This window comes from Neolewinella antarctica (assembly GCF_011927835.1).
GTDB classification, from domain to species: domain Bacteria; phylum Bacteroidota; class Bacteroidia; order Chitinophagales; family Saprospiraceae; genus Neolewinella; species Neolewinella antarctica.
Genome location: NZ_JAATJH010000002.1, coordinates 259,951 through 276,411, shown reverse-complemented (window position 1 = coordinate 276,411; position 16,461 = coordinate 259,951). Strand labels below are relative to the sequence as shown.

The window sequence follows — 16,461 nt, the reverse complement described above, 5'->3', positions numbered from 1 at the left end:
GCGTCTGGCTGATACTCCGTCCCGGCGCGAGAAAATCTAACTTGGAAGGTGGTTGTCCCTCTCGCGCCGGGACGGTGCATCGACCGGATAGTATTCAGCTACGTATTGCCGTGGCGGGACACCGAGCTATCCAAACCGCAAACTCAAAACCCCCCTGACCGCTTCTTTGACGATCGACCCGTGCATTTTACTAGCGCCCAGCACCCGGTCGGTAAACGTAATGGGTACTTCGACGATCTTGTAGCCCAGCTTCCAGGCCGTGTGCTTCATTTCAATCTGGAAGGCATACCCGATGAAGCGGATGGCGTCGAAATCGATGGCCTCTAGCACCGGGCGGGTGTAGCACATGAAACCGGCCGTAGGATCCTTGACGGGCATCCAGGTGATCGCGCGGACGTAAACGGAAGCACCGTAGGAGAGGAAGCGCCGATCGAAGGGCCAGTTTTCCACGCCACCGCCCGACGTATAGCGGGAGCCCACGGAGAGGTCGCCACCGCCCGTCCGGCAAGCTTCCCGAAGTCGGATGAGGTCTTGCGGGTTGTGGCTGAAGTCGGCATCCATTTCGAAGAAATAGTGGTAATCACTGGATTTTTTCATCCCGTAGCGAAACCCGTCGAGGTAAGCCGTGCCGAGGCCAAGCTTCCCGGATCTTTCGAGCAGGAAGAGACGGTCGGGAAATTCTTCTTGTAGCTGCTTAATGATGGCAGCCGTGCCGTCGGGGGAGCCGTCATCCACGACCAGGAGGTGAAAGGGATGCGCGAGGGCAAACACCGTTCGGACCATCTTACTGATGTTCTCCTTCTCGTTGTACGTAGGGATGATGACGAGGCTATCGCTCAAGACGTGGTAGGGTTAATTCGTTCCGGGTAAAGATAAGAGCGAGCGGGATATTAGAAAGTTGCACCGAATTTTATTCCGCAAGTAAATTTTCGTGCGTTAATTGTCAGGATCGGACACCCGGCTATTCTTGCGCAATCGATGTTCCTCCGTTTGCCGTTCTTTGTTTCATGTCTTTACGCGCGCCCACCCTCCTCTGCCTTACCCTTTTACTCTGCACCGGCGTCCGCGCCCAGGGCCCGATTGGTGGTTTTCCCACGCCGAAGGGTGAAACGGTGATCGCGTTGAGCTACAGCGCGGAAAAATATGATACTTATCTGCTCCCCGACAACGCAAGCGAGGCGCGGGATATCGAGACGATTAGTTACAGCCTGTTCGCGGAGGTGGGCGTGAGTAAAAACAGCTCGTTGATCGCCACCCTACCCTACATGATCACGAATGGCCGCGACGGAAGCCTGCAGGATGCTTCGGTGTGGATTAAATACATGAACCTGGATAAACGCGGAGACCGTTTCGCGAGCCGCTTTTTCACCGCCGTCGGGCTCAGCTTCCCCATTGGCAACTACGAGGTTACGGGCGTGGAGGCCATCGGCCAGCGCGCTACCGTTTTTCAGGGCCGGCTGGCCTATCAGTTTCAGCACGACGACGGTTGGTTTCTGCACGCGCAGTCGGGCATCGACTTTCAATTCGCGCCCGAGACGCGCTCCGCGTGGCCGCTGTTGTTCCGGACGGGTTACGGGGGCCGGTACTTCTACGTGGAAAGCTGGCTGGAATTCATTACTTCCCTCGAAAGCGGCCCCGACATCCAGACCGCCGCGGCCGGCACCGGCTCCAGTTGGCAACGTGCCGGCATTACGGCTTACGTCCCGATCAAACCCTGGCTAGGCATCGTGGGGGGCGGGGCGTGGGTGCTGGGTGGGGATTTTATCGGGGAAAGTGGGCGGCTGAACGCGGGGGTTATTTTTAAGCTGGGGGTGGAGTAGACTAGGGTCTGGGGTCTAGGGTCTGGGGTCTGGGGTCTGGGGTCTGGGGTCTGGGGTCTGGGGCCTGGGGCCTGGGGCCTGGGGTCTGGGGTCTGGGGTCTGGGGTCTGGGAAGATAATGGGTTGTGAGACTGTTATCGTACCATCAGACCAACGAACCGCTATACTTTCTGACTATTCAGTATCTCCGCGACGTGCATCACCCGTAGCGGTTTGCCTTCGCGGCGGATAAGACCTTCCATGTGCATCAGGCAGGACATATCGCCGGAGGTGATTACTTCCGAATCGTGGGCGAGGTGGTCGGCAATGCGGTCGCGGCCCATTTTGGTGGACAACTCAGGTTGGTTGACGGCGAAGGTGCCGCCGAAGCCGCAACATTCGTCCGACCGCTCGAGGGTAACCAGTTCGATACCGTCGACCATGCCCAGCAGGTACTTATAGTGGCTAAAGGCTTCGCCGACGCGTTCGGACCCTTGGCCGAGGCGCAAGCCCCGCAGTCCGTGGCAGCTGTTGTGAATACCGACGCGGTGGGGGAAACTGGCGTTCACTTCCGTCACGCCGAGGACGTTGACGAGAAAATCGGCTAATTCGTAGGTGTTTTCCCGTAGGGCAACGACGTCCGGCGTTTGCTCCAGTGCTTCGTAATGATGGCGAATCTGGTAGACGCAACTACCGGAAGGGCAAACGACGTAATCAAACGACTTGAACGTCTCGACGAAGTGCTCGTAGATCGGCCGTGCTTCTTTCTCCATCCCCGAGTTGCCCAGGGGCTGGCCACAACAGGTTTGCTCGCGGGGGAAGACGACCGTGCAGCCGTATTTCTCCAGTAGTTCCAGCGTCGCGATGCCGGCTTTGGGGTAGAATTGGTCGATGTAGCAAGGGATGAAAAGGGCAACGGTCATGGGCTGATACTTGAACAGCCAAGTTAACACCGACCGAGCGTACGAGTGTCCCGTTCCTACCGTTTTAAGTTTGAACACCTAAGTGCGTACGGTAGCTCCGGATACCAATTTTTAAGAAATCAGAAGGATTCGATTTGTCCTTGCGAAAGACAGGATTACCCTCCCGTACGCTCCCCAACTTTGTTGCGTAGGAAAAAAGCTAGCAGCAAGCAACTGACGATGAGGGCAAGGTTGTAGTACCACGGTAGGTTACCACCGAGGACGCCGTACTTAAGGCCAAAATAAGCGCCCAGGTAAACAGCCGTCATGAGCAGGAACAGGCCTACGGAGGGTTTATCTTTCCGGATGGGTTCCATCGTTGGGGTCTTTTGGTTGAGGGTTGAAGGATTTCCGGTACTTCCAAACGGCCAGGTGCGCCAACACCGCCGCACCGAGTAAGATAAAGCCCTGCAGTTGAGTCAGGTTTTCCGGCCCGATGACTAGGTACTTGAGCCCGAAATAAATAACGAGCGGTAGCCAGCCGGCGTATTTTAACCAACCGGGAAGTTCTTGCGGTCCGTCCATAGCCACAAAGATAACGGTAAGGAATTATAACCACCCGTGCTACCGGAGGGCAGCTACCCGCCAAAACGGTACGAGCATAGCTTGATTGCTGCCTTTATCTCGACTCGACCACCGCAATCGTTTGCACCGGTCACAAAAAAAAGACCCAGACGAATCGCGTCTGGGTCTACTATACGACTGTGCTGTCCACAGCGTCTCTCATGAAAAATAAACCTATTCTTGTGTTCCTTTGAACTGGCACAAAGTTACGTCATACAACATTTACCGGGGCTGCGATATGGGAGAACTTCATATTTAAATTTCGCTTATATTAAGAATGCACGTTCAACCCGTAGCTAAATGAAGTGCGCTAAGTTGATTCGTCGTTTTAGCAGTTGCTCCTGCGCGGCGTTGATTCGTCGGTGGACGTCCCGAAAAAAGCGGTGTGTCTGCTTGCCCGCACCGGGCCCCAACAGCGTGCTTTTTTCGGCTAGCAGCTTAAACCACTGTTCTGATTTATGAATTACTTCTTTGCTGACCGTTGTCAACACGTTGGGGTGCAAATCAGGAATTAACGCGATTGATCTTTCTAATGAGGTTAGCAAGATAAGGCTTTTGTTGCTAGGAATCTCGTTTTTACGTATGTTAAATTGTGGTCTTGTATCGTCTACGACATCTCCGATAAGGTAGCGCAAACGGTGATTGGCCATCTGCTCCACGTGATTTACCAGGGCGTGTAATTCGTCAAATAAGCTATCGACGAGTTTTGTATCCTTTAGTTTGCCTAGTTCGACGAAATAGATAATCTGGCTGAGGGTGATGTCGACCATCCCCGGCGATAAGAACTGAACGCTGGGCAGGTCGAAGCACATGCGTACGTAATTATCCACGTGTTGCCACGTATCGGGGTGAATCAGTTCGGGAGAAAAAGGTAAGTCAGCCCATTTTTTAAAGTCCCAGGAAGTAACCCCGTAAGTATAAATTTTAAAAGCCCGTAGGGTCGGCTGGGTCATTTCGTAGCTGAGGGGCAACTCTGGCGTAACCATTCGGCACTGCCGGTCCGTGAGTAGCATGAAAAACTCCATCCGCTCGCTCATTATGCGAAAAAAATCTACTTCCGAGCTTAGGTCATCCGGGGTGTTCGTCTCGTAGATTGTCTGCCCGTCTCTTTCGAAACCCTGGAACAAATTCAGATCGAGGTGGTAAAGACCCGCCAAGTGCAGCATCTCAGCCGCGGGCAGTACCGTGTCTCCCTTCACTCTGCGGTACACCGCGTTGGAACCAATACCGAGTGCCTCCCCCACGGCGGCAACCATTTTTGCTTTGGAGGCAAATAAACTTTCTACCCGTAAGAAAAATTCCCGTTGTTGATCGATATGATTAAAACTCATAGTATTGGGCAGCGCTGAAGAATTAAACCCTACTTAGAAAGAAGGACTCCAAGAAATTGTTTTTGCCCAATAACATTAGCGTACCGTAAGAACAAGTGCAGTTTGCGAATGGCACCGCTTATTGTGATTTCGCACCTGCGTGGCTCATCAATATTATTAGATAACGTATTGCTAGGTTCTCAAAACACTACGCTTTACGAATTAACTGACCTTACGCAACTGGATTATGCCACATAAACACAAAAACATACAAGAGTAAGTAAACGGTGCTTCGGCGTAGCCGTACACCGATTTTTGTGCTTTTGTGTTTATGTGGCGAAATAATCTGCGTAACATCAGGAATTAAGTTTCTTGTTAATATTTTAACCAGCAAAAACCCAGACCGACCTTACGCAACCTGATTATGCCCATAAACACACAAGAATAAGTAAATGGTGCTTCGGCGTAGCCGTACACCGATTTTTGTGCTTTTGTGTTTTGCTTCGCAGTACTTCGTGCTACGTGGCGATATAATCTGCGTAACATCAGTTAATCAAAAAATCATACTAGTATAGGAAACCCGGTCTTTGGTAGCGTCAATTTGCTGGCGCAGGCGACCAAAATACTGGTTCGTGTACTTTCCCGACGCATTGTTCAAGGCGTTTCCGTTCTCCACGAGCCGCTCGAACCAACTCGCCACGTCGTTGAGTATGCGCGGGTCGGTAGTCATCAGGTAATTGGGGTTGACGAGCGTATTGAACATCATGCGGCCCGCGTCGGAGTTAATGATGATGGCATTGTTGGTGTTAGAAAGCTCGTTGTGGCTCACCGAAAAGTCAGGGCTAGCGTCGGTAGGTTGCGTACCGGGGCGAAAGCGTTTGCCCGATTTAGCCATTTGCTCCAGGTGGTTGACGATCCCGTGTAGTTCCTCGAAAATAGTAAGTAGGTCTTTATCATCGGCGAAGCGACCGACCTGGGCCATGTAGGTGATCTGGCGCAGGGTAACGTCCAGAATCCCGATCGACCACAGCTCCCGGGCGGGAAGCCGGTAAGCATCCTCGATAATGCCTTCGATCACTTCGTTGGTGGCGGGTGAAAGCAAGGCGGGGCTAAAGGGGATGCCTTCCCATTTTTTTAGTCTCCAGGTCGTGACACCGAAGATGTAAACCTTGAAGGCCCGCAGCACGGGGGGGGATAGTTCGTAGAAGATGGGTAGTTCCGAAGTGGCGTAGTCTACCCTTACCCCCGGTAGATTGAGCAAGTGCACCGTGTGTTTGCGAAAATCCCGGAAGTAATCTTCGTCATCGGTGATCTTGTACTCTCCGTTGTGGTAGTACATCACCGGCACGTTGGATAGGTCGCGCCCCTCTTCGATTGGTACGCGGTACTTACGTGAAATGGTCACCAATTCATCCGCCGTCAGTGCCGTATCTCCCCTCAAGCGGCGGTAGATGGCATCACGTCCTAAGCCCAGGGTCTCGCCCAGGGAGCGAACTAATTCACTGCGGGAGTTGAAACGACTCCGTACGCGCTCCAGAAAAGAGTGTTGAAAAGTAGGTGACGCATCACTCATGGTCGTAACAATTTGAGCGTCCGCTCCGAATCAGCGGGTGCAACTATGCCAGCGAACTGATGCAGGCCGCTGACTTTGCAATTATACAAAAACTTGCCTACGCAAAAACGGCTAAACACCGGTGAAAAACAATTCTCCGCTGGCAATCAGGGCGCTACGCCAATGAAGGTAGTGGATTCACCCGCGACCAGCCGGCCATAAGCTTAAATATTTAACAAAACGATAATATATAATTTTACTGAGTGCCGGTCCCGAAAGCAAGACCCGGCTACCGACGTTCTGGGCATAAACAAACATTTTATTTGAAACAGACCGGAATTTGTACTATTATTGCAAGGTATTGTTTTAAAATTATTTATTGCCACCTCCCCGTTCGGTAGGTTTTCCACCAGTTTACTAACTCACTCCAATTAACATGATTTCCCTCAGGCCCGCAGTTACCGGAAGGCTTCGGCCGTCCGGACGGTTTCGCATTGCCCACCACCACGCATCCAGACTAGCCCGGGCGTGCACCTGACCTGCCACACCGCATTCAGCCTACGCTACGGCGTCCTCACCCCCGAGGCGCTCGTCAGCAAAGCGGCTGCCTGGGGCGTTCGAACGCTCGCCCTAACCGATGCCAACAACACCAGTTGCGCCGTCGAATTCGTGGACCGTTGCCGAAAAGCGGACATCAAACCCATCCTAGGTATTTCCTTCTGGCGCGACGGCCAGTGGCTCTACACCGGCCTGGCCCGCAACGCCGAGGGCTGGCGCAACCTCTGCGCTTACCTCAGCAAACACTCCCTCGAAGACAAAGAACTCCCCACCTGCCCCCCGCCCCTGCCCGACACCTGGATCATCTACCCCCGCCTCTGCAAACCGATCCGAGACTTTAAAGACAACGAGCTTCTCGGCATCCGCCCCCAGCACGTCAACCGGCTGTTCAGCCACGAACTGCGGCAATTTCAGCACAAACTCGTCGTGCTCGCCCCCGTCGTCGGCGTGACCGACCAGGACTACGCCCGCCACAAAACGCTGCGGGCCATCGACCTGAACACCGTCCACACCAAACTCACCCCCAGAGACTTAGCGGGCAAAGGTGACCGACTGCTTCCGCCGGACACCCTTCTCCAGTTCTACAAGCCCTACCCCGCCATCGTCGAGAACACCCAGCGGATTATCGACTCCTGCACGGCGGAGCTGGAAACAGGATTACAGATCAACCGCCAGAGCTTTACGGGTAGCAAGGATGGTGATTACGCCCTCCTCGAAAAACTCAGCCTGGCCGGCGTCGCCCGGCGCTACCCACCCGGCCCCAGGTTTCAAAAGGCCCGGCTGCGCACGGAGCGCGAACTGGCCGTGATCAAGAAGCAAGATTTTTGCGCCTACTTCCTCATCACCTACGACATCGTCCGCTACGCCCGCGCGGTGGGTTACCAGCACGTCGGGCGCGGCTCCGGGGCGAACTCCATCGTGGCTTTCGCCATTGGTATTTCTGACGTCGACCCCATGGAGCTCGACCTCTACTTCGAGCGGTTCATCAACCCCTACCGCATTAACCCGCCCGATTTTGACATCGATTTTAGCTGGGACGAGCGGGACGACGTGATCGACTACGTTTTTAAGCGGTACGGCAAGGACCACACGGCGCTACTCGCTACGTATTCTACTTTCAAGGGCCGTGCCGCGCTGCGGGAGGTTGCCAAAGTTTACGGCCTGCCGAAGGAGGAGGTCGACCTGCTCGTGCGCGAGCCCCACGCACGGGCGGCGGCGGACCCCAAGGCGGCGGAAGTACTGAAGATCGCCGTCGGCATCATCGGCCTGCCCAACCACCTCAGTATCCACGCCGGCGGCATTTTAATCACGGAAAAGCCGATCCATTACCACACGGCGCAGCGGATGATGCCGAAAGGTTTTCCGGTCGCGCACTGCGACATGTACCACGCCGAAGACATGGGCCTGCACAAATACGACGTGCTCAGTCAGCGTGGGTTGGGGCACCTGCGCTCGGCGGTCGAGCTCGTCAAAAAGAACCAGGGCAAGGCGGTGGACATCTACGATCTGGACGCGGTCAAGAACGACGTAAAGGTGAAAGCAATGCTGAAGAGTGGCCGGGCGATTGGCTGTTTCTACGTCGAAAGCCCGGCGATGCGGGGCTTGCTGTCGAAGTTGGGGTGCGACAATTACGTCCACCTCGTAGCCGCGTCGAGCATCATCCGGCCGGGCGTGGCCAAGTCGGGCATGATGAAGGAATACATCCGCCGCTACCACTTTCCCCACAGTTTCGAGTACATCGCGCCCGTTTTCGAGGAGCACCTCGGCGAGACGTTCGGCATCATGGTCTACCAGGAGGACGTGATGAAGATCGTCCACCACTTCGCCGGTTTGGATCTGGACGAGTCGGACATCCTCCGCCGCATCATGAGTGGGAAGAAGCACGATGGAGACACGCTGGAGAACCTGAAGCACAAGTTTTTTGCGGGGGCGCGGGTGCTGGGTCATTCCGACGAAACAGCCCTGGAAGTGTGGCGGCAGGTAGAGTCTTTTTCCGGCTACAGCTTCTGTAAAGCCCACTCGGCCAGCTTCGCGATGGAGAGCTTTCAGTCCCTGTACCTCAAGGCTTACTACCCGCTGGAATTTATCGTCGGGGTGATCAACAACTTTGGGGGCTTCTACAAGACGGAGTTCTACGTCCACGAAGGCCGAATGGACGGCGCGAACCTCCACCCGCCCTGCGTTAACTACTCTAAATACCTGACGACGCTACGCGGCACCGACGTCCACCTCGGTTTCGGGCTAGTGAAGGGGATGACCGAGCAAATCGTTACAAAAATCCTTATCGAACGAATGCGCGGCGGTGGCTTCCGGACGCTGACGGATTTTACCAACCGGATCGAAGTAGAGAGTAGCCAGCTGGAATTACTCATCCGCTGCGGTGCCTTCCAGTTTACGGGCAAAACGAAGGCGGAGTTACTCTGGGAAAAAAACGCCGTTTTCAACCCCAAAGCTAACCACGTCAAGGAGCCGGAACTCTTTGCGAGCGCCGCGCCGAAACAGTATTTCCACCTCGACCTCAGCCCCAACCACCGCCCCGGCCACCCCCTGAGTGCCCGCCAACTCGACCAGGCTTTTGACGAGTTGGAACTGCTGGGTTACCCGCTTTGCTCCCCGTTCTTACTTGTTAAAGGTTCCGATGTGCCCGCTGCCAAGTCGACTGAGGGGGAGTTAGGAAACTTACCACCGGTACTTTCGCAAACGGTGCGTCCCGACGACCTTGCTTTCTCCTCACTACCCGGCACCCGCGACAGCGCCCACCCCCACGTCCGATCCAACGTCAACACCTGGGGGGGCCGTAACGCCCCCCACCCCCTCGCCGGTACCCGTGAAGGCCACCACCTGACGCTGCGCGCCTACTTCGTGTGTGACAAACTCGTCCCCACCATCCGGGGCGACCGGATGAGTTTCGGTTGCTGGCTCAACGAGAACGGGCAGTATTTCGATACGGTGCACTTCCCGGATAGTCTGGTGGCCTTTCCGTTCCGGGGCGCGGGGGTTTATGAGTTACGGGGGCTGGTGAGCCGGGAGTTCGAGTACCCGAGCCTGGAGGTGTACCGGATGGAACGGCTGGCCTATTTGGGGGATTTGCGCTTTGGGTGAACGCTGGTTGTAAAATCAGCTAAGTGCCCGAGAAGCTCATTCGCGATTAGCTTTGCCATAATGAAGCCCCAAAAGTCTCCCTGGTACGCCAACATTCCGCCGCCGCTAATCATGCTTTTCGCCATCCTCGTGTTCGTGGCGGTACTGACTTACCTGCTCCCCGCCGGGCACTACGAGCGGGCCGAAGTAGCCGGGCGAATGCGGGTGATTCCGGGAAGTTACAAGACGGTCGACTCCACGCCGATCGGCTTTCTGCAACTCTTTCGGGCCTTTCCCGAGGGCTACCGCGTGGCGACGCCGATCATCTTCATTTGCCTGGCCAGCGCCCTGATGTTCTCCGTGCTCGACGAGACCAAGACGATCGAAAACGCCGTCGGTCGGCTACTGCACCGGCTCGGGACGAAGCGCGCGGAGTTGATCCTCGTGCTGCTTACTTTTTTCTACGGCCTGCTCGGCATCATGGTGGGCTACGAAAACAACATTGCGATGATCCCGATCGCGGCGGTCGTCGTGCTGGCGCTCGGCGGAGACTTGGTGCTGGCCGCCGGGGTTAGCGCCGGGGGCATGACGGTGGCGTTCGGGCTTTCGCCGATCAATCCGTACACCGTCGGCATTGGCCATGAGATTGCGGAACTACCGCTGTTCAGCGGGGCCGGGCTGCGTTCGGTCCTTTGTTTTGGCGCGTTGGCGATCACGGCGGCATTTAACGTCCGTTACTACCGCAAAATACTTCGCGACCCCAGTGCATCCGTTGGTCAAGGCCTGGATGAGCGGGGACTTGCGCTATCCAAACCGCTGGCCGAATACGCACTTTCCGGGCGGGACTGGCTGCTGCTCGGCATCTTCCTCGCCGGACTGGGCTGGGTACTGTTCGGGGTGTTCAATTATCAATGGTTCATCAACGACATCTCGGCGATCTTTCTGATCGTTTTCGTGGCGACGGCATTCTGTAGCGGCTTGAGTTTGAGTAGGATCTCGGCGGCCGGGATGCGGGGCGTGGCGGAGATGGCCCCGGCTACGTTCATTATTGGGATGGCGGCGACGGTCAAAGTACTGCTGGAGGAGGGGCAGATTCAGGACACGATCAGCTACGGGCTCGCGCTGTCGCTGGAGGGCTTGCCCACCTACCTTTCGGCGATCGGGATGTCGATCGGCCAGAGCGGCTTGAACTTGCTCATCCCGAGCGGTAGTGGCCAGGCGCTGGCGACTTTGCCCGTCATGATTCCGCTCGGGGAGGCGCTGGGCCTGACGCGGCAGGTGTCCATTCTTGCCTTTCAGGTGGGGGACGGGGTGACTAATTTGTTTAACCCTTCGCTGGGTGGGTTGGTGGCGATGCTGAGTTTGTGCCGGGTGCCTTTCGATCGGTGGTTGCGGTTCGTGCTGCCGCTGGTCGGGGTTATTTTGGTTTGGGCGTGGCTGGGGTTATTGGTGGCGGTGGCGATCGGGTACGTTTGAGTGATTGGGACGTACTGCCTTTTGCTACGCGATTTACGATTAGCCGTACGATGCTGCTTACTCCTGATATTCGAGGTCGTTATCCCGTGGGGTTAAGCTCACCGCCTTCATTTTTGTGGTGATCAGGTGGTTTGATGATGGACGTTTACCACGTTTCCTTGACATTCGGTAGGGATGTTAATTTTAGTTCCAGCAATGCTCGAACCCATCACTTTGCACCCGCGCCCGCGCCCCCGGCGTGATATTATATATGGGAATGTTCCCTCATAAGTCCCCGAATTCAATCAGCTCAAATTGGGGCGAACTCTCGAATTGCTGCCGCAAAATACCCAAATGGCCGGCACCGAAAATAACCAGGATCCGGTCTTCCGGCGAGGTGGACGTCCGCTGAATATTGCGAAAAATACGAAGGTTGCGAGCGTACCAGTGCATGGCCAGCGCGTCCTGACCGCGGGTGTTCCCCAGTTCAAAATCGCCGTGGAGGTAGGCGCCGTGGCCCCGTAAAATGCGTTTGGGGGAGTTCTCGTACTTCATAAAATCAAGCAGCGTATTGTGTTGAAGTAGCTCATCATCGTGCGCATACATTTTACCGTAACGTTGGCTGATCTTGTCCTCACTCCGAAAGTCCCAATCGGCGTAAATACTGTCCAGTTTCGGCTGAAGGCAGGCCAACTCGGGGTCGTTGAGGAAGGACCTGACCAAAGTCCCCGCATCCGCCAGGATAAGCGAATCGTGCTGAAATCTTTTGGCCAGGCGGTAACCAATCTGCTCGATCTCGCTCTTCCCTAATTTTTTCTCTCCCGCGCGGTAGGCCCGGTACTTATCATTTTCGTTGCTCTCCGGCCAGCGTTCCACGACAATTTTAGTAGGTTCAAACCGGGCCAGGTAGTCGAGTAACTCCCGCATTTCGGCGGCTCGCTTGGCATCGGTCACGTCCACCTGATCTTCCGTACCGGTTACGTGAGCGTCGAGGTTGGGGTAGTCCATGTGGAAAGTCCCGAAAAGCAAGACCTTGGTTTGCGCATCGCCAGCCACCAGGATATCGTCGGGGTCATACACGGTCAGGTCGGTAGACTGCGCGGAAAGTAAGTTCAGACAACAGGCGAAGGGGAGGAGTAAGGCGAGGCGCATTGAAATGGTCGTTACGGGGTTAATGAATACTTCAAAAGACGGGATGCTGACGGAGTGACGCAATTCAAATCGCTAGAATACGGTAGTCCGTCGGTGGAGCCACCATTTTTCATCCGCCTCATTCACCGATCAAAACCCGACATCTACCGATTACCCGCCGATAATTGTAGCTCCGGGTCGGTTTTCTCTCCCGTAATTCTTAGTCTTGAGGCATGAAACTTCCCTTCCGCCCCTGCGAACTGTTTGCCTGGTTCCTGTTGGTTTACGTTCTGCGGGGGCCGGTACGAAGGGTAATGTTGTCTCCCACCCCAGTGGAAGAGCTTAGTGATTTGGTCACGTGGCCCAGTCTAGTACTGACCGTTACGGGTTGTCTAGCCTTTTTCTCCTATTCCCTTTCCGCGTATTCGATCCTTTACTGCTTTCAGCGAAAACGGCCCTGGTGGCAACTGCTCGTGGCGATCCTGGCGGGTGTTTTCGTGTGTGTTTTCTTCCGGGCTTTTCTGGAGGAAGGCCTCCTCCGCTGGGTCACCGGTAGGGGAAATTACAACCCCGCTACCACCGTCCGCTACTATATTTTCGACAACCTATACTTTGCCGTTATTTACACCAGCGTTGGGATGATCTTTTACTTTGCCCGGCTGTCGGGTTTCAACCGCGACCGGGCCCAGCGCGCGGAGTTAGAGAAACGGACGGCAGCATTGAAATTTCTCCGGTCTCAGGTGAACCCTCACTTTCTGTTTAATACGCTCAACAGCGTCTATGCGCAGGTCCAGGCCGGTTCGGGCCAGGCCCTAAAAACAATTGAGCGGCTTTCTGACCTGATGCGGTACAGCTTGTACGAAAAAAAGGACCTTGTTCCCCTGGCGCGCGAGATCGATTACCTGGTAGATTTTATCGAGCTCGAAAACATGCGCCTGTCAGTTGATCGGAGAGCCAGTATCAGCGCGGGCGTTTTCCACGAGGAATGGTACGTACCCCCAATGCTGTTCGTTCCCTTTGTCGAGAATGCGTTTAAGCACGGTGACGGGTCGCGTGGTACCGCGCCGATTAAGGTTGAATTACACGAAGATGATCACTCCGCCCTCGTGTTCACCGTGGTTAACCGGAAGTCAACGCGTAAAACCAGCATCGATCAGGTGGGCGGCATTGGTATTTTTAATGTCCGCCAGCGACTCAACCTCCTTTACCCCGGCCGCCATACACTCGACGTGGAGGATGGCGAGAACGATTTCTCCATTCGACTTACCTTAAGTGCGAAATGATGCCCGACCTACTTCACTGCTTGATTGTTGATGATGAGCCACTCGCCCGCCAACTCCTTACCGCTTACGTAGAGCAGTTGGCAGGGCTAACCCTCGCCGGTGCTTACGAAAACCCGATCGAAGCTTTGCACTTTCTGCGGGAGGGGCGGGTGAACCTTATTTTTTTGGACATTCAGATGGAGCAACTCGACGGTTTGCAATTCGCACAGATCGTGGGGGATACCGTACCCATCGTTTTCACCACCGCCTTTGACGAATATGCCCTGGAGGGGTACAATTTAAACGTTGTCGATTACCTGCTGAAACCCATTAGTTACGAACGGTTTGGGCGGGCCGTGCAAAAAGTAGTCGCCGGGCCGGTCAGCCAGGGAGTTACCGAAGCATCGCTGGCTAATGCTTACCTGTTCATAAAATCCGGTCACCAGCACCAACGGGTAAACTTGGACGATATTCGGTACCTCTCCGGTAACGGAGACTACGTAACCCTCCACCTGGCGGGCGGTAAAAAATTGCTTACCCTCGAAAACCTCGGTTCTTTTGCTAACCGGCTGCACCCTCCCCGGTTTTGCCGCATCCACCGTTCCCACGTGATCGCCATGGATAAGATCGAGTTTATAGAACGCAACCGGGTGGTGCTCGACGGGGTGTACCTGCCCGTCAGCCAAACCTACCACGATGAGTTTTGGCGCTTGGTGGAGGGGCACTCGTAAGCTAGGGAAGTATCGTTTCCGAATAATCGCACGCACCTTAGAGCACGGTAGCCATACTTGATCTCCACCCTTAGGGTAAGGAGCTGAAGCAGGGAAGACGATTGGCTGCAAAACAATCCAAACAAAAGCTTTGACATACCTTTAACTCAATCTCAGCCCCTGAATATGCAACAACTAACCCTAGCCCTCGACTGGACGCCCAACACCAACCACATCGGTTTCTTTATCGCCCGCGAAAAAGGCTTTTACGCGGAGGCGAGCCTGGATGTGAATATTCAGGACCCTTCCCAGGACAATTACGCGACGACGCCCGCAAAAAAAGTCGAGCTCGGGCGGGCGGACTTTGCCCTTTGCCCCATCGAGAGCATCATCAGTTACCGCACGAAGAAGAATCCCTTCCCGCTGATTGCCGTGGCGGCCGTGCTGCAGGACGACCTGAGCGCCATCGCCTGCCGCCGGGACAGCGGCATCGCCCGGCCGGCTGATCTCGATGGGAAACGTTACGCTTCTTACCAGGCTCGCTATGAGGACGGGATCGTGAAGCAAATGATTCGTAACGATGGTGGTAGCGGGGAGTTGACGACCGACTACCCCGCTAAGCTGGGTATCTGGAATACGCTCCTGAGCGGTGAGTTTGACGCTACCTGGGTATTCCTCAACTGGGAAGCCGTACAGGCGGGCGAGGAAGCGGATCTCCAGTATTTCAAGATGGCGGACTACGGTATTCCCTACTCCTACTCGCCGGTAATTGCCGCTAACGAAGCTTTATTGGAGGAAAAAAGATCCGCTTACACTGATTTTCTTGCCGCCACCAAACGCGGTTACCGCTACGCCGCGGACCACCAACGGGAGGCCGCCGACATCCTCGGTCGTTTCGTCCCCGAGCGGGACCAGAATATCGACCTGCAAAAATCGCTGGCCCTTACGGCGGGAAGTTTCGGGGACGACAGCACTTGGGGCCGTATGAACGAGCAAAACGTCGCCGCTTTTCTTACCTGGCTGAAGGAACAGGGGCTGGAACGGGATGCACCGGCGGTTTCGGCGATTGTGACTAACGCACTGCTTTGAGATCTCTTTCTCAGCACCCATTCTAATTAGGTCGGGACGGCAGAAGTAGATGGATCCTGGGCCGGTAGTGTTTGAAGAGGATTAGGTCTTCAGTGAATGGGTCAGCTTCTTCCCCTAAACCCTACACCAGCCCTGACTTAATCGGGACCCGCTTATCCCGCCAGACCGTCCGATTGGTAGCAAGGATCAGTGTCACCACCCGAAAAACGTTCGCCTAAACGCTAGCGGCCGCGTTGTTGGCCACGTCGAACACCATCCAGTAGAAATTTGTGAAGACGTGGAGGAAAATGACGAGGTCCAGAAGAGTTTGGTTTGATTCTCGATTAGTTGATTATCCACCTCACCCCAGAACACGCCTTTTTTCCAGGTTAAATTCCTGCTCCGTAATCAACCCCTGCTTCAGTAATTCACCCAGTTTTAGTAGCTCATCGGCTACCGACCCACTATTTGTGTTACTGGAAGAATTCTGCCGACCCCTAAATTCTTTCACGAGATAATTTATATCACTAGCCATTGAGGAAGCATTGGTCATTACGCGCGACTCGATGCTGGTCGTGCTACCCTCGGTCCGACGAATGACGAGTGTTCCGAAACCCAATAATTTATGTAAAAATCCAGATTCGTAAAAAGATTCATAGATCGTTTCGATTGGGAAGGTCCAGTAAGATTTTGTCCAGGGAAGGTACCCGGACTCCACCACCAACTTATCGTCAAAGAGCGACCACTTTACCGCCCGCTGTGACAGAATTTTATTTACTATCCCCGCCAAGATTGTTAGCCCGATCGTAAGAACTAACGTTTTATAGGTAGTGGAGCCAATTGATCCTAACAAAAACAAAAATGCAACGGGGCTGATAAATATCCAAGGTGTGTACGTCGCCCAGTGCTTTCTGGAAACGCAAATTGCGGGAGCATTCATGAACCAAAAGTACGAACGAGACAAAGATATCGGAACAAAGACCTTTGTAAATAATTGTTACCGTTCACCG

Annotated in this window: 14 protein-coding genes; 6 read left to right on the top strand and 8 right to left on the bottom strand. The window is 54.8% G+C overall.

From position 1 onward, the window contains the following. Nucleotides 1-126: 126 nt before the first annotated feature. The gene (locus GGR27_RS06455) at nt 127-840 is read right to left on the bottom strand and encodes a polyprenol monophosphomannose synthase (RefSeq protein ID WP_168036600.1); all 714 of its coding nucleotides are present in this window, start codon (nt 838-840) and stop codon (nt 127-129) included. Nucleotides 841-1,007: 167 nt separating this feature from the next. On the opposite strand from GGR27_RS06455, the gene GGR27_RS06450 reads away from it, so the two are divergent. Further along, on the top strand, nt 1,008-1,820 hold the full coding sequence (locus GGR27_RS06450) for a transporter (RefSeq protein ID WP_168036599.1): 813 nt from the start codon (nt 1,008-1,010) through the stop codon (nt 1,818-1,820). Between the two features lie 160 nt (nt 1,821-1,980). On the opposite strand, the gene GGR27_RS06445 is transcribed toward GGR27_RS06450, so the two are convergent. The 5 genes from GGR27_RS06445 to GGR27_RS06425 form a co-directional block, all read right to left on the bottom strand. Beyond that, the gene (locus GGR27_RS06445) at nt 1,981-2,721 is read right to left on the bottom strand and encodes a (Fe-S)-binding protein (protein WP_168036598.1); all 741 of its coding nucleotides are present in this window, start codon (nt 2,719-2,721) and stop codon (nt 1,981-1,983) included. Between the two features lie 155 nt (nt 2,722-2,876). Then, the gene (locus tag GGR27_RS06440) at nt 2,877-3,077 is read right to left on the bottom strand and encodes a hypothetical protein (RefSeq protein WP_168036597.1); all 201 of its coding nucleotides are present in this window, start codon (nt 3,075-3,077) and stop codon (nt 2,877-2,879) included. Next, nucleotides 3,055-3,285 carry a hypothetical protein gene (locus GGR27_RS06435; protein ID WP_168036596.1) on the bottom strand — a complete coding sequence of 77 codons (231 nt, stop codon included), beginning with the start codon at nt 3,283-3,285 and terminating at the stop codon, nt 3,055-3,057. The genes GGR27_RS06440 and GGR27_RS06435 overlap by 23 nt, the downstream gene beginning before the upstream one ends. 335 nt (nt 3,286-3,620) lie before the next feature. Continuing rightward, nucleotides 3,621-4,655 (bottom strand): hypothetical protein, encoded by a 1,035-nt coding sequence (locus tag GGR27_RS06430; protein ID WP_168036595.1) that lies wholly within the window; start codon nt 4,653-4,655, stop codon nt 3,621-3,623. Between the two features lie 532 nt (nt 4,656-5,187). After that, nucleotides 5,188-6,207, bottom strand: coding sequence for a hypothetical protein (locus tag GGR27_RS06425; protein ID WP_168036594.1), 1,020 nt, complete (start codon nt 6,205-6,207; stop codon nt 5,188-5,190). A 507-nt stretch (nt 6,208-6,714) separates the two neighbouring features. On the opposite strand from GGR27_RS06425, the gene GGR27_RS06420 reads away from it, so the two are divergent. Together GGR27_RS06420 and GGR27_RS06415 are read left to right on the top strand one after the other, a co-directional pair. Beyond that, on the top strand, nt 6,715-9,846 hold the full coding sequence (locus tag GGR27_RS06420) for a DNA polymerase III subunit alpha (RefSeq protein ID WP_168036593.1): 3,132 nt from the start codon (nt 6,715-6,717) through the stop codon (nt 9,844-9,846). Between the two features lie 60 nt (nt 9,847-9,906). Continuing rightward, nucleotides 9,907-11,301, top strand: coding sequence for a YfcC family protein (locus GGR27_RS06415; RefSeq protein WP_168036592.1), 1,395 nt, complete (start codon nt 9,907-9,909; stop codon nt 11,299-11,301). A 264-nt stretch (nt 11,302-11,565) separates the two neighbouring features. Here the strand turns inward: GGR27_RS06415 and GGR27_RS06410 are convergent, their stop codons facing one another. Beyond that, the gene (locus GGR27_RS06410; RefSeq protein ID WP_168036591.1) at nt 11,566-12,432 is read right to left on the bottom strand and encodes a DUF5694 domain-containing protein; all 867 of its coding nucleotides are present in this window, start codon (nt 12,430-12,432) and stop codon (nt 11,566-11,568) included. Nucleotides 12,433-12,644: 212 nt separating this feature from the next. Here GGR27_RS06410 and GGR27_RS06405 point away from each other — a divergent pair, with 212 nt between their 5' ends. The 3 genes from GGR27_RS06405 to GGR27_RS06395 all read left to right on the top strand — a co-directional run bounded on the left by GGR27_RS06405 (nt 12,645) and on the right by GGR27_RS06395 (nt 15,472). Further along, nucleotides 12,645-13,694 (top strand): sensor histidine kinase, encoded by a 1,050-nt coding sequence (locus GGR27_RS06405; protein WP_168036590.1) that lies wholly within the window; start codon nt 12,645-12,647, stop codon nt 13,692-13,694. Further along, nucleotides 13,691-14,404 (top strand): LytR/AlgR family response regulator transcription factor, encoded by a 714-nt coding sequence (locus tag GGR27_RS06400; RefSeq protein WP_168036589.1) that lies wholly within the window; start codon nt 13,691-13,693, stop codon nt 14,402-14,404. Before GGR27_RS06405 ends, GGR27_RS06400 begins: the two co-directional genes overlap by 4 nt. 165 nt (nt 14,405-14,569) lie before the next feature. Then, nucleotides 14,570-15,472, top strand: coding sequence for an ABC transporter substrate-binding protein (locus GGR27_RS06395; protein ID WP_168036588.1), 903 nt, complete (start codon nt 14,570-14,572; stop codon nt 15,470-15,472). A gap of 340 nt (nt 15,473-15,812) precedes the next feature. Here the strand turns inward: GGR27_RS06395 and GGR27_RS06390 are convergent, their stop codons facing one another. After that, on the bottom strand, nt 15,813-16,391 hold the full coding sequence (locus GGR27_RS06390; RefSeq protein ID WP_168036587.1) for a YdbT family protein: 579 nt from the start codon (nt 16,389-16,391) through the stop codon (nt 15,813-15,815). Nucleotides 16,392-16,461 lie beyond the last annotated feature (70 nt).